The organism is Phocaeicola sp., assembly GCF_048170425.1.
Taxonomy (GTDB): Bacteria; Bacteroidota; Bacteroidia; order Bacteroidales; family Bacteroidaceae; genus Phocaeicola.
The window spans coordinates 1-12,700 of sequence record NZ_DBEXBB010000014.1 but is presented as its reverse complement, the minus strand read 5'-3'; the positions used below and the strand labels follow the sequence as shown (position 1 = coordinate 12,700).

At 47.2% G+C, this 12,700-nt stretch carries 13 protein-coding genes; 11 read left to right on the top strand and 2 right to left on the bottom strand.

All coding sequences use genetic code 11. The annotated features are described in order from the left end of the window. Positions 1-89 precede the first annotated feature (89 nt). The 6 genes from ACMJ0U_RS00550 (at position 90) to ACMJ0U_RS00525 (ending at position 6,683) form a co-directional block, all read left to right on the top strand. On the top strand, positions 90-1,079 hold the full coding sequence (locus ACMJ0U_RS00550; RefSeq protein ID WP_417127460.1) for a quinone-dependent dihydroorotate dehydrogenase: 990 nt from the start codon (positions 90-92) through the stop codon (positions 1,077-1,079). A gap of 222 nt (positions 1,080-1,301) precedes the next feature. After that, complete coding sequence (gene nrfH / locus ACMJ0U_RS00545) at positions 1,302-1,862, top strand: cytochrome c nitrite reductase small subunit (RefSeq protein ID WP_417127459.1); 561 nt, start codon at positions 1,302-1,304, stop codon at positions 1,860-1,862. Positions 1,863-1,879: 17 nt separating this feature from the next. After that, complete coding sequence (gene nrfA, locus ACMJ0U_RS00540; protein WP_117672617.1) at positions 1,880-3,355, top strand: ammonia-forming cytochrome c nitrite reductase; 1,476 nt, start codon at positions 1,880-1,882, stop codon at positions 3,353-3,355. 5 nt (positions 3,356-3,360) lie between these two features. Continuing rightward, the gene (locus tag ACMJ0U_RS00535) at positions 3,361-4,587 is read left to right on the top strand and encodes a cytochrome c biogenesis protein ResB (protein ID WP_417127458.1); all 1,227 of its coding nucleotides are present in this window, start codon (positions 3,361-3,363) and stop codon (positions 4,585-4,587) included. A 10-nt stretch (positions 4,588-4,597) separates the two neighbouring features. Then, complete coding sequence (locus ACMJ0U_RS00530; RefSeq protein WP_417127492.1) at positions 4,598-5,386, top strand: cytochrome c biogenesis protein; 789 nt, start codon at positions 4,598-4,600, stop codon at positions 5,384-5,386. Between the two features lie 16 nt (positions 5,387-5,402). Beyond that, positions 5,403-6,683 carry an alginate export family protein gene (locus ACMJ0U_RS00525; RefSeq protein WP_417127456.1) on the top strand — a complete coding sequence of 427 codons (1,281 nt, stop codon included), beginning with the start codon at positions 5,403-5,405 and terminating at the stop codon, positions 6,681-6,683. Positions 6,684-6,744: 61 nt separating this feature from the next. On the opposite strand, the gene ACMJ0U_RS00520 is transcribed toward ACMJ0U_RS00525, so the two are convergent. Then, positions 6,745-7,434, bottom strand: a complete 690-nt coding sequence (locus tag ACMJ0U_RS00520) for a Crp/Fnr family transcriptional regulator (RefSeq protein ID WP_304194375.1) — start codon at positions 7,432-7,434, stop codon at positions 6,745-6,747. 187 nt (positions 7,435-7,621) lie between these two features. Between ACMJ0U_RS00520 and ACMJ0U_RS00515 the strand changes: the two genes are divergently transcribed. The 5 genes from ACMJ0U_RS00515 to ACMJ0U_RS00495 are packed head-to-tail and all read left to right on the top strand — an operon-like array spanning position 7,622 to position 12,226. Continuing rightward, positions 7,622-8,137, top strand: coding sequence for a pyridoxamine 5'-phosphate oxidase family protein (locus ACMJ0U_RS00515; RefSeq protein WP_249087609.1), 516 nt, complete (start codon positions 7,622-7,624; stop codon positions 8,135-8,137). A gap of 36 nt (positions 8,138-8,173) precedes the next feature. Next, complete coding sequence (locus ACMJ0U_RS00510) at positions 8,174-9,322, top strand: aspartate aminotransferase family protein (RefSeq protein ID WP_417127491.1); 1,149 nt, start codon at positions 8,174-8,176, stop codon at positions 9,320-9,322. Next, the gene (gene thiD / locus ACMJ0U_RS00505) at positions 9,297-10,115 is read left to right on the top strand and encodes a bifunctional hydroxymethylpyrimidine kinase/phosphomethylpyrimidine kinase (protein WP_417127455.1); all 819 of its coding nucleotides are present in this window, start codon (positions 9,297-9,299) and stop codon (positions 10,113-10,115) included. Before ACMJ0U_RS00510 ends, thiD begins: the two co-directional genes overlap by 26 nt. A gap of 23 nt (positions 10,116-10,138) precedes the next feature. After that, the gene (locus ACMJ0U_RS00500) at positions 10,139-10,672 is read left to right on the top strand and encodes an HD domain-containing protein (protein WP_417127453.1); all 534 of its coding nucleotides are present in this window, start codon (positions 10,139-10,141) and stop codon (positions 10,670-10,672) included. Positions 10,673-10,690: 18 nt separating this feature from the next. After that, on the top strand, positions 10,691-12,226 hold the full coding sequence (locus ACMJ0U_RS00495) for a glycoside hydrolase family 28 protein (protein WP_417127452.1): 1,536 nt from the start codon (positions 10,691-10,693) through the stop codon (positions 12,224-12,226). A 95-nt stretch (positions 12,227-12,321) separates the two neighbouring features. Here the strand turns inward: ACMJ0U_RS00495 and ACMJ0U_RS00490 are convergent. Continuing rightward, positions 12,322-12,700, bottom strand: a 379-nt coding sequence (locus ACMJ0U_RS00490; RefSeq protein WP_417127450.1) for a GTP-binding protein, incomplete at its 5' end; no start/stop codon positions are given.

Here is a 12,700-nt window from a genome sequence, read left to right as displayed (position 1 = left end):
TTTCAGGTAATAGGGGATAACTTTTTTTTATGACAAAAAACCAGGTAGATGTCGTACTTTTGTGTCACAAAACTAAAAACATTATGATTATGTACAAATCTATTCTTCGTCCCTGGTTGTTCCGTATGGATGCCGAGAAAATTCACGGTCAGATAGTTGCTTTACTTCATGTTTATCGTCATTTTCCACCGGTGAAATGTCTTCTACGTGCATTTTATCGTCCGAAGGCAACTCCGTTTCAATGGCGGAACCTGACTTTTGCCAATCGGGTGGGACTGTCGGCCGGATTCGACAAAGAGGCGAATTGCTTTGACGAGCTGAGTGATTTGGGTTTTGGTTTTCTGGAAGTGGGAACCGTTACTCCGGAAAAGGTAGCAGGAAATCCTTTCCCCCGAATTTTCCGTTTGCCGGAGGATCATGCGCTGGTTTCACGTACGGGCTTCAATAATCCCGGAAAAGAGGTTGTCCTGAAAAATCTGCAACGGAAACGGGACGGAAAATACATTTTGGGAGTAAATATCAATACCAATGCTCCGACCGATGCGGAGCGGGCCGTGACAGATATTACAGATTTGTACGAGACTTTCAGTGCCTATGCGGATTATTATACGATAAACTGGGGCAGTATGACGCCTGAGATTCTGACTGATGTGCTGACTGCACTCGAGAGCTACAAACAGCGTTTTCACAGACCGGTCTTCCTGAAGTTGCCTGCCGATGTGCCGGTGGAGAAACTGGATGCGGTGATTGAATTTGCAAAGGTGCATCACATTGACGGTTTCATTGCTACGGGACTTACACAGGATCGTTCGCTTCTGATTCATTCCGCACAGACTGAAGTGGAACGGGTAGGAGCCGGAGGCATCAGCGGACTTCCGGTCATTCACAAGTCTTTGGAGGTGATGAAGTATTTGTCGGCACATGCTCCCAAGGATATGTTGCTGATTGGTGCAAGAGGTGTGATGACACCGTTTGAGGCAAAGGCAATGCGGAATGCGGGAGCTCACCTCGTACAGGTGTATTCCGCTTTCATCTATGAAGGTCCTGGTGTGGTAAAGTGTATTGCCGAGAAAATATAAGTAGTGGCGTGCATGTTTTATAAATGATGGTGGCCGACCTGTAAGGTATAATCTTATGGGTCGGCTTTAATTTTATAGGGAGGTTTCAGAGTTGTCATCAAATTCTTTGTGATTTTTGGGTAGGAATCGCATGTTATATGTCTGCAAAATTGGGCTGGGTGTCATATTTATTACACCTGAATTTGAAATAATGTCTTTTTTTTGCAAAAAAGTATATTATATATGATGCTATCCAAACGACAAAAAATGATAACGGCTCTCATTGCAGGAGTGGTGGCAGGCGGTGGACTGTACTTCCTTTACCTCTTGAGAGCACATACGTATCTCACTGACGAGCCTTCGGCTTGTGTGAATTGCCACATTATGTCACCTTATTATGCCACTTGGATGCACAGCTCTCATTCGCGGAATGCGACGTGTAACGACTGCCATGTGCCACATGAGAATTTTGTGAAGAAGTGGACGTTTAAGGGGATGGACGGTGTGAAGCACGTGGCTGCTTTTCTGACCAGTTCGGAGCCTCAGGTCATTCAGGCACATCCGGCCAGTTCACAGGTCATCATGAATAATTGTATCCGCTGTCATGAACAGTTGAATACGGAACTGGCAAAGACCGGCCGCATAGACTATATGATGTCGGAGGTGGGGAAGGGAAAAGCCTGCTGGGATTGCCACCGCGATGTGCCCCATGGAGGAAAGAACAGTCTGTCGTCCACACCGGCGGCCATTGTGCCACTGCCGGATTCACCAGTTCCAGAATGGTTGAGAAAGATGAAAGAATAATTTAAAACTCGTATAGTATGATTCATAATTTTAAATCTTGGCAGGGATGGCTGTTGTTTGGTGCATCAATGGCCGTCGTGTTTTGTTTAGGACTTGCCGTGTCTGCGTTGTCAGAACGCAGGGCCGAAGTGGCAAGCATATTTAATAACCGGAAGAATCCGATGAAAGGGATTGTGGCTCAAAACGAGAAATTTCAGGGAGATTTCCCGAGAGAATATCAGACTTGGACTGAAACTGCCCGCACAGATTTTGAAAGTGAATTCAACGGAAATGTGCAGGTGGATGTGCTGGCACAGCGGCCGGAGATGGTGATTCTTTGGGCAGGCTATGCCTTTTCAAAAGACTATGCCACTCCTCGTGGCCACATGCATGCCATTGAAGACATTCGTGCCACGTTGCGAACAGGAGCACCTCAGGGTGAAAAAGACGGCCCTCAGCCCTCTACTTGCTGGACCTGCAAGAGTCCTGATGTGCCGCGCATGATGCAGGAGATAGGGGTAGATTCATTTTACAATAACAAGTGGGCTGCTTTCGGCGATGAGATTGTGAATCCGATAGGCTGTTCAGATTGTCATGATTCAGAAACAATGGATTTGCATATCAGCCGTCCGGCCCTGATTGAAGCTTTTGCCCGTCAGGGAAAAGACATCACAAAAGCCACTCCTCAGGAGATGCGCTCGCTGGTGTGTGCACAGTGTCATGTGGAATATTACTTTAAAGGAGACGGCAAGTACCTCACTTTCCCATGGGACAAGGGCATGACGGTAGAGGCCATCGAGCAATATTACGATGAAGCCGGCTTTTCTGACTATACGCATGCTTTGAGTCGTACACCGATTCTCAAGGCACAGCATCCTGACTATGAAATTTCGCAGATGGGCATTCACGGACAGAGAGGAGTATCGTGTGCCGATTGTCACATGCCGTATAAGAGTGAGGGAGGAATGAAATTCAGTGACCATCACATCCAGAGTCCGCTTGCCATGATAGACCGTACGTGTCAGGTGTGTCATCGTGAAAGTGAAGAAACATTGCGCAATAACGTGTATGAACGTCAGCGTAAGGCCAATGAAATCAGAACCCGTCTGGAAAAAGAACTGGCTTCGGCACATATCGAAGCTAAATTCGCCTGGGATAAGGGAGCGACAGAGAATGAAATGCAACCGGTATTGAAACTGCTGCGTGAAGCTCAGTGGCGCTGGGATTTTGGAGTAGCTTCTCATGGAGCTGCTTTCCATGCACCTCAGGAAATTCAGCGAATCCTGTCGCATGGACTGGACAGAGCACTGCAGGCCCGTCTTTCTCTTGTCCGTATTCTGGCTAAGCACGGTTACACGGAGAGTGTGCCGATGCCGGATATTTCTACCAAAGAGAAAGCGCAGGAGTTCATAGGTCTGGACATCCCGGCTGAAAAAGCTGCTAAAGAACGTTTCTTGAATGAAACGGTTCCGAACTGGTTGAAAGAAGCAAAACTGAAGGAACGTATCATTTAAGTGTTATGTGGAAAAATACTTGGGGGATAAAAGAAGGAATAATGACCTGTGCGGGATTGCTCGTCATAGGTCTTATTCTTCATTTGATGACGGGTGGAGTAGACTGGAACAGCTTTTCCTGGCCATTGAATTTGTGTGTGGCAGTGGCTTACCTGGTGTGGCTGGTGGCATTGTATTTTTTGCGGAAAAAGCTTTATTTCGTGCGCTGGGCCATGTCGTACAAAGCGGCGATTCCTTCGCTGGCAGCTGTGTCGGTCCTTACATTCTGTATGGGTATGATTAAGCAGGTCCCGGGACATGTACCTGCCGAGGGTATTTCCATGTTTAACCGCATGATTTCATGGTGGCCTTTCGTGTTGGAGTATTTTTGGATGACGTCCATCGTAGGACTGGTGTCGCTCAAGCACCTGTTTTCATTCCGGTTTCAGAAGATACCGTTTCTGCTGAATCATTTTGGGTTATTCGTGGCGTTGGTATCTGCCACACTGGGTAGTGCCGATATGAAACGGTTGACGATGAATACACGTGTGGGTCAGGCTGAATGGCGTGCTACGGACACGAACGGGCAGTTAACCGAGTTACCACTGGCCATCGAACTCAAGAATTTCAGTATAGAAGAATATCCTCCCAAGCTGATGCTGATAGACAATGCTACCGGAAGAGCTTTGCCAGACAACGCACCTGCCCATCTGCTTTTGGAAGAGGGTGTCAGTCAGGGTGTGTTGCCCGGATGGAATATTGAGGTACGTAACAAGATAGATATGGCTGCCTCCGTGTCAGGAGAAGATACGGTGAGGTACGTGGAATGGCCGAGCATGGGAGCTACGTGTGCCGTCCATGTCAGGGCTACTTCTGCTGATGGGAAGCAGATGGCAGACGGCTGGGTAAGCTGCGGAAGTTTTCTGTTCCCGTATCAGGCGCTCCGGCTTGATAGTGTCTGCAGCCTGATGATGCCCGACAGAGAGCCACGGCGCTTCTCGTCTGAGGTGACAATTTATACAAAGACAGGAAAAAAGCTTGAGCAGACAATTGAAGTCAATAAGCCGGCAAAAGTGGAAGGCTGGAAAATCTATCAGTTAAGCTACGATGAGAGCAAAGGCCGCTGGAGTGATGTCAGTGTGTTTGAACTGGTGTCAGACCCATGGCTTCCGGTAGTTTATGTGGGAATTGTAATGATGATGTTGGGGGCTGTATGCATGTTCGTAACGGCCCAGAAGAATAATAAGTGTTGAGAAGAATATGCTGAATTGGGACTGGTTTAGTTATTTTGCCCTGGTGGCTGTGCTGTGCTGGATAGCTGGTGCATGGAGTGCCTTTAAGGGGAGTCGTCTGCGCGCATGTGCGTGTACGGTGTTAGGGCTTGTGGTGTTTGGTACATTTATCGGCTTGTTGTGGCATTCACTGGAGCGTCCTCCTCTGCGTACGATGGGAGAAACCCGTTTGTGGTATTCGTTCTTTCTGCCTTTTGCCGGACTGATTACTTACATAAGGTGGAAATATAAATGGATATTAGGATTTGGCACATTGCTGTCGGTTGTTTTTATCTGTGTGAATATTCTGAAGCCAGAGATACACAATAAAGCGCTCATGCCTGCCTTGCAGAGTCCCTGGTTTGCCCCTCATGTCATTATTTATATGTTTGCCTATGCCATGCTGGGAGCTTCTGCCGTGATGGCCATTTACCTGCTCTGGGTCAGAAAGAACCGGTGCGACGAGAAGGAAATGGCCTTGTGTGATAACCTTGTATATGTCGGACTGTCGTTTATGACACTGGGAATGCTTACCGGTGCCTTATGGGCGAAGGAAGCCTGGGGACATTACTGGGCGTGGGACCCCAAGGAAACTTGGGCGGCTGTGACCTGGTTTTCGTATCTTACTTACATTCACATGCGAATGGGGTTACAGCAGAAGCGCCGGTTGTCATTGTCGGTCCTGCTGATTTCTTTTGTTTTTTTACAGATGTGCTGGTGGGGCATTAATTACCTGCCCTCCGCACAAGGGAGCAGTATTCACACCTATAATATGAACTGATAAAAACGCTGAGAGTATGAGAAAAAGAATTTTGTCTGCATGGGCGGTGGCTTTGCTTCTTGGGCAGGTGTCCTTGGTCCATGCTCAGGAGAATGAAGAAAGTCATTTTTGGGCCTCAGCCCAGATTCGTACAAGAGGAGAATACCGGAATGGCGCGCTGTCTCCCCGCGGTGAGGGCGATAAACCTGCGGGGTTTATCAATGAACGTGCCCGACTGACGTTGGGATATGAACGCAAGAAGTTGTCGTTGAAGTTCTCGGCACAGCATGTCGGTGTGTGGGGGCAGGATGCGCTGGTTGACAAAAACGGGCGTTTTATATTGAACGAGGCTTGGGCTGCATTCCATCTGAATGACTCGTGGTTCATGCAGCTGGGAAGGCAGTCGCTGGTGTATGATGATGAGCGCATCTTGGGAGGACTGGACTGGAACGTGGCAGGGCGCTATCATGATGCCCTGAAAATAGGCTACAGACACGGAGGGCATCAGCTGGATGGTATCTTTGCTTTCAACCAGAATGACGAGACCCTGATAGGCGGAACATATTATGACAGCAGCAAGACCAAACTATATAAAAATATGCAGACCTTGTGGTATCATTATGATTTCGCATCTGCACCTGTGAAACTTTCTGTGCTGGCCATGAATCTGGGTCAGGAAGGAGGTGATGCCGAAACCCGAAAGTCGGATACTCAATATATGCAGACGGTGGGCATGTACGTACAATTCACCCCGGCCTCATGGAATCTGTCAGGGTCTTTCTATTATCAGACAGGAAAGAATGTATCCGCACGCAAGGTTTCTGCTTTCATGGGAAGTGTGCGGGCTTCGTATTCTATCAATGACAGTTGGACGGTCAATGTGGGAACTGATTACCTGAGTGGTAGTAAGAAGTCCGATGGCACTTACCGGGCTTTTAATCCGCTGTATGGCACTCATCATAAATTTTACGGAGCAATGGATTATTTTTATGCGTCCGATTTTGTGAACGGCTATGCACCGGGACTTTCTGACACGCAGATAGGAGTAGGTTATAAGGTATCTTCTTCAGTATCGATGGGACTGAATTATCATTATTTCGCCACAGGTGTGAAGCTGGAGAGCCTGAACCGTACCTTAGGGTCTGAACTGGATTATCAGCTGGACTGGAAAATCATGAAAGATGTCAGCCTTTCGGTGGGTTACTCGCTGATGAGAGGAACTTCGACAATGGATGTCGTGAAAGGAGGAAATCACAAAAGCTGGCAAGACTGGGGATGGGTGTCTTTGAACGTTAATCCGACTCTTTTCAAAAAATAATAGTTACGTGCACAATAAAAGAACAAGGACTGTTCCACATTGAAGGAGCAGTCCTTGTTCTTTATATAATCCCTTTTATGGCTTTTCGGTTCAGTTCGATGTAATTGCCTTCTTTCCTTTTGAGGATGCCTTCTTTTTCCATCTTATTGAATTCGGTAGACAAGGCCGGACGTGTCACGTTAATGTATTCGGCCAGTTGCGTAAGGGTATGCGTCAGTTTCACGGTAGAAGTGTCTTTATCCAGCCGTTTCAGTAAATAGACCAGGATTCTTTCGCGAATGGTTTTTCGTGACAGCACGTCCAGTCGCATGGTGGTACACACGTTGCAGTTGCCTGATACGCAGAGAAAACTTTTCAGCATATCCGGATATTTGCTGATAAGATGGAAGGTGGAGTCCTTGGTGGCAGTCAGGAGGACAGATTTTTCCAGCGTACGGAATGTGGCGGGGAAACGGTTGTCTTTCTTGAACAGGTGAGGGGTGGCGAAAGCCCTGGGCGACTCAATGTGTTCGATTAAGACTTCATTGCCGTTGGCATCGATGATGTTCACCTCCAAGGTTCCTTCAAGCAATACATACAGATTACAGCATATATCTCCTTGCTCCAGGATAACCGTATTCCCGTTGATTTCCTGAAGACGGAAATCAAGTCTTTTTAGAATCTCACTTTTCAGGTAATCCGGCAGTTCCTTAAAGAGTGGAATAGAAAAAAGTTTTTCCTTGTAATAATCGTTGAATGGTATGCTTTTCATTATCTGTCTTTCTGCATTTTCTTTTGCAAAAATATGTTTTTTGTTTATTACTTTCAATAGAAAGGCAGGATTAATCTGTTTTTGTGGGAGTGTTAATTAATCCCCTTGTCATAAATCTTACATGCAGATTGTCTGGCAAGCCGTATTTTTGTGAAATAGAAGGAAAAATCTGAATAAAGAATTACAGATGAGAAAAGCAAGTAGAGAAATGGATAGTCAGTGGGCTTTGGAGGTTATGCGCAAGGCCCCTTATATCACGGTCAGCTTTACCCGGGCCGACGGAAGTGCATACGGGGTGCCGCTTTCACTGGCTTGTACAAGTGAGGACGTGTGGTATTTTCATTGTGCTCCTGAAGGGGATAAGCTGGATGCCATTGCCGTACATCCGGAAGTGTGTCTTTCGGCGGTCACGAAGTGCCAGCCTACTGTGGGACCGAAGGACGGCACGTTTACACTTCAATATCGTTCGGCCATCGCTTTTGGCAGGGCGGAACGGGTGACGGATACGGAAGAGAAAATTGAGGCGCTTCGGGTCATCAGTCAGCGTTTCCTGCCCAAGCACATGGATGCGTTTGATGAGGCGGTGCAGAGAAGCCTTCATCGTACGGAGGTGGTACGGATTACTTTATTAAGCCCTCCCACCGGCAAGCGTAAGCAATATGACAAGAATGGAGATGAAATGAAATACGGCAGGATGGAATGACCTTGCCGCAGGCTATATCGTAAAATGTAAAAGATGATGGAACTGTTTGATGTGTATTCAGTTTTTCCCGTGAATATCGTAAGGGGAAAAGGTTGTGAGGTATATGACGAGAAGGGGCAGGCCTATCTTGATTTGTATGGCGGACATGCCGTGATTTCGGTGGGGCATTCGCATCCGTATCTGGTGAAGTGCATGAGTGAGCAACTGCAGCAGCTGATGTTTTATTCGAACTCGGTAGTGAATAAGTTGCAGGAAAGACTGGCTTATGAGCTGGGTGAGTTGTCGGGGTATCCTGATTATCGGGCGTTCTTTGTCAACTCGGGAGCAGAGGCCAACGAAAATGCCCTGAAACTGACTTCGTTTCATACGGGGAAAAAGCGGGTAGTGGCTTTCAGAAACTCTTTTCATGGGCGTACGTCGGCGGCTGTGGAAGTGACGGACAATCCTGCCCTTCATGCACCGATTAATACGAATCATAACGTGTATTTTGCAGACTTGGATATAAAGGAGGTGGAAACGGAGTTGGCCAAGGGAGATGTGTGTGCCGTAATTCTAGAAGGAATTTCAGGAGTAGGGGGAATCCAGGTCCCCGATGAGGACTTTCTGCGGCAATTGAGGAAACTGACGATACGTTATGGAGTGGTATTGATTCTTGATGAAATACAGTCGGGCTATGGTCGTACGGGGAAGTTCTTTGCTCACCAGTGGGCTGGCATCAAGCCGGACCTTATCACTGTGGCCAAGGGTATAGCTAACGGATTTCCTTTTTCGGGAGTCTTGATTAGTCCGATGTTTGCCGCCCGAAAAGGAATGCTCGGTACGACGTTCGGTGGCAATCATTTGGGATGCGCCGCAGCTCTGGCTGTGCTGAAAATTATCCGCGAGGAGAAACTGATAGAGAATGCTCTTCATACGGGAGCGTATTTGATGCAGCGGTTGCAGGAACTTCACTCTCCGCTTATAAAAGAAATCCGGGGACGTGGACTGATGGTGGGGGTGGAACTGACCGTGCCGGTGAAAGAGGTACGCGAACCCCTGCTGTTTGAGGAACAGATTTTTACCGGCTATTCCGGGCTGTATACATTAAGAATACTTCCTCCGCTGGTACTTTCAAAGAAAGAAGTGGATATATTTGTAGGGAGTTTGAAGAAAGTGCTGGATGGATATTATGAAAATAGCAGATAAGCTTTATAAAGTTTTCGTTGTTGCGGGTAGTGAACCTTTAGGGACAGCGGGAATTCAGGCCGATATGAAAGCCATCGTGGCTTGTGGAGGGTATGCAGCAGGAGCAGTGACATGTATTGTAGATGAGGACACAACTCATGTAAAAGGAGTACACTTGATACCGGCAGATATGGTTGCAGGACAAATCCGTTCTTTCCTTGAAGATGTAGGGGCAGATTGCATAAAAACCGGTATGTTGTATTCTAAAAATATCATTCGGCTTGTTGCAGGCATATTAGATGAATATAGCTCGATTCCAGTTGTCGTTGATCCGGTCATGGTTACTTTTTCGGGTGATAAATTGCTGGAAGAAGATGCGGTGCAAGCTTATAAAGATTACCTATTCCCTCGTGCTTCTATCCTAACACCGAATAAGAAAGAGGCTGAGTGGTTGTGTGGAAAGGAGTTGAATGAGGATAATATAGAGGAATGTTTGAAGGATTTGAGCCGTTGGGGAAATAGTGTAGTTATAAAGTCGGTGGAGAACCGTGATTTCTTTATCGATTATTATTATAATCCGGTGGAAAAGATGATGAAGGTTTACAAGAAGGAAGGAATTCGAACCCGAAATGTAAATGGAACTGGAGATAGTTTTGCTTCTGCAATAGCGACTTTTTTAAGTAAAGGTTATGGGATTGAGTTTGCTGTTGCTGAAGCGGAAAGGTTTATTCAGCAGTCCATTGAGTTAGGAGCCCGCTTTAAGTTTGGAAGAGGATTCGGTCCTGTATATCCTTATTATGAAGTACAAGAATAAATGTGTAACAATACGAGAATAATATGAAAACAACTGAATTTATCGAGGCTGCGGAACGGCAGCTTCATGAACTGGCAGGCAGAATGGTTGCCTATAATGCGGGCGATCCGAAGCGTATACAACATTTGATAAAAGTACATTATTTTGCCCGTATGATTGGTTTGGCAGTGCATGTGGATGAGGCTACTCAACTGATTTTGGAGGCGGCAGCCATTGTGCATGACATTGGTATCCGGATTTGTGAGCAGAAATACGGAGTCTGCGATGGAAAGCATCAGGAACTGGAAGGTCCGGACGAAGCCCGGAAACTGCTGACGGATATGGGGACATTTTCTGAAGCACAAATAGAACGGATATGCTGGCTGGTAGGACATCATCATACGTATGACTCTATTACAGGGATAGACTATCAGATTTTGGTGGAAGCTGATTTCCTGGTCAACATTTATGAAGATAATCTGCCGGCCGATGCCATTCGCAAGGTGAGAGAAAAGATTTTCAAAACCTCGGCAGGACGGGCACTGCTCGAGACGATGTTTGGAGTTGAAAAACAGTAAATAGAAATTGATAATACCATGAAAAAACAATTTATCTTCATTCTATGTAGCTTGTTTTTATGCGCAGCTACGATAGCTGCCACAGATTACAACGTGCTTCAGCAGGGGGCCGTCGGTGACGGAAAAACATTGAATACGAAGTCTTTGCAATCGGCCATTGATGCGCTTCATGCAAAAGGGGGAGGGCAGTTGTACTTCCCTGCCGGACGTTACTTGACCGGCAGCCTGCAACTGAAATCGAATGTGACACTTTATTTGGAAAAGGATGCAGTGCTGTTAGGAAGTACGAGCCCTTATGACTATCCGGGTTTCAGTACCGAAAAGGAACTGAAAGTCAATGATGACCATTTTGACCAGGCCTTGATTTATGCGGAGGGTGCGGAAAATATCGGCATCACGGGAGAAGGATGTATAGACGGACAGGGCAGGGAACTGGCGCTGACGATTGACAGCCTGCATCATACGGGAGAACTGGTGGACAAGCACTATAATACGTATCGCAAGCGGCCGAACACACGACCAAAGTTGCTTTTTATGCGTAGTTGCCGGAAGGTGGAGCTTCGGAAAACGAATTTCCGGAGCGGTGCGGCATGGGGGCTTTCTTTTTCTCTGTGTGCCGATCTGACGATTGATAGCCTGCATGTGGAAAACAGGGCGTACTGGAACAATGACGGGATTGACATTAGCGATTGTAAGGATGTGCGTATTTCTAACTGCTTTATTAACTCGGCAGATGATGGCATTTGCCTGAAGTCGCATAACCGGGGAGCATGGAACGACAAGGTATGTATCTCCAACTGCCACATCATCAGCAGTGCCAGTGCCATTAAGTTTGGTACGGAATCGTTGGGTGGATTCAAGAATGTGACGATTGACAATATTCGGGTTAAAGATACTTTCCGTTCGGCCATAGCCATTGAGTCGGTCGACGGGGCGGAGATTGAAAACGTGCGGGTGTCTAACGTGCATGCGGTCAACACAGGAAATGCCATTTTTATCCGTCTGGGTCACCGTTCGGGTGAGCAACCGGGGTATTTGCGGAATGTGACAATAAAGGATGTGTATGTGGAAGTGCCTTTCGGTCGTCCGGACATCAACTATGACTTGCGCGGACCGGCGGTGACGTTCTTTCATAATCCGTTCCCGAGTTCCATCTCAGGCATTCCGGGGCATGATATTGAAAACGTGAAACTGGAGAATATAGAGATTGTGTGTCCGGGACGTGCTACGCGCGGAATGGCCTATATGTCGTTGAGTCGTTTGAAAGATGTGCCGGAAAATGAAAAAGGATACCCGGAATTTACCATGTTCGAGGAATTGCCTTCATGGGGATTCTATGTGCGCCATGTGAAAGGTATCCAGATGCATAATGTCAAGTTGCGTTTGCAGGAAGATGATTTCCGTCCGGCTTTTGTGTTCGACAGGGTAAGCGATGTAAATCTTTCGGGCATCAGTTTACCGGAGAATAAAAAGGTGGGGCAGGTGGTACTACGGCAGACAAACTTGCAATCGGCCGATGATGTGGTGAAGGAGTATATCACAGAAGTGGAATAGGGCTTTCGGGCCTTAGTTAGGTAAAAGCATGATGCCTTCCTGAGTCACGGAATGGGTAGACTCGGGAAGGCATCGTTATTTTATGGCTGTCGGGATTATTCCAGACAGGCATCCAGGTCTTTGATGAGCTGTTCCTTGTCAAGGTGCTGGCCGATGAAGACAATCTTCTGCATGCGGTCGCCATAGTGCTCGTCCCAGTCTCTCAGCAGGCCGGGTTCGCGCTTCATCAGTTCTACGATTTCTTCTTCCGGTTGGGTGGCATACCAGAGCCCGGCTTCTGAAATCTGTTTTTGTCGTCCGGCCTGTTCGAACAGGAACGACATGTCGCGGTTGTGGGCGAAGTAGCATACTCCCTTGGCACGAATCACGTTGCGAGGCCATTTCGTCATCACAAAGCGGTCGAACTTGTGGATGTCGAAGGCAGGACGGCGATAGTACACGAAACTGCTGATGCCGTATTCCTCGGTCTCACCT

What these genes read in the sequence shown, in the direction of transcription:
- ACMJ0U_RS00550 (WP_417127460.1), top strand. Translation starts at nt 90, where the DNA reads ATGTACAAATCTATTCTTCGTCCCTGGTTGTTCCGTATGGATGCCGAG.
- nrfH (WP_417127459.1), top strand. Translation starts at nt 1,302, where the DNA reads ATGATGCTATCCAAACGACAAAAAATGATAACGGCTCTCATTGCAGGA.
- nrfA (WP_117672617.1), top strand. Translation starts at nt 1,880, where the DNA reads ATGATTCATAATTTTAAATCTTGGCAGGGATGGCTGTTGTTTGGTGCA.
- ACMJ0U_RS00535 (WP_417127458.1), top strand. Translation starts at nt 3,361, where the DNA reads ATGTGGAAAAATACTTGGGGGATAAAAGAAGGAATAATGACCTGTGCG.
- ACMJ0U_RS00525 (WP_417127456.1), top strand. Translation starts at nt 5,403, where the DNA reads ATGAGAAAAAGAATTTTGTCTGCATGGGCGGTGGCTTTGCTTCTTGGG.
- ACMJ0U_RS00520 (WP_304194375.1), bottom strand. Translation starts at nt 7,434, where the DNA reads ATGAAAAGCATACCATTCAACGATTATTACAAGGAAAAACTTTTTTCT.
- ACMJ0U_RS00515 (WP_249087609.1), top strand. Translation starts at nt 7,622, where the DNA reads ATGAGAAAAGCAAGTAGAGAAATGGATAGTCAGTGGGCTTTGGAGGTT.
- ACMJ0U_RS00510 (WP_417127491.1), top strand. Translation starts at nt 8,174, where the DNA reads ATGGAACTGTTTGATGTGTATTCAGTTTTTCCCGTGAATATCGTAAGG.
- thiD (WP_417127455.1), top strand. Translation starts at nt 9,297, where the DNA reads ATGGATATTATGAAAATAGCAGATAAGCTTTATAAAGTTTTCGTTGTT.
- ACMJ0U_RS00500 (WP_417127453.1), top strand. Translation starts at nt 10,139, where the DNA reads ATGAAAACAACTGAATTTATCGAGGCTGCGGAACGGCAGCTTCATGAA.
- ACMJ0U_RS00495 (WP_417127452.1), top strand. Translation starts at nt 10,691, where the DNA reads ATGAAAAAACAATTTATCTTCATTCTATGTAGCTTGTTTTTATGCGCA.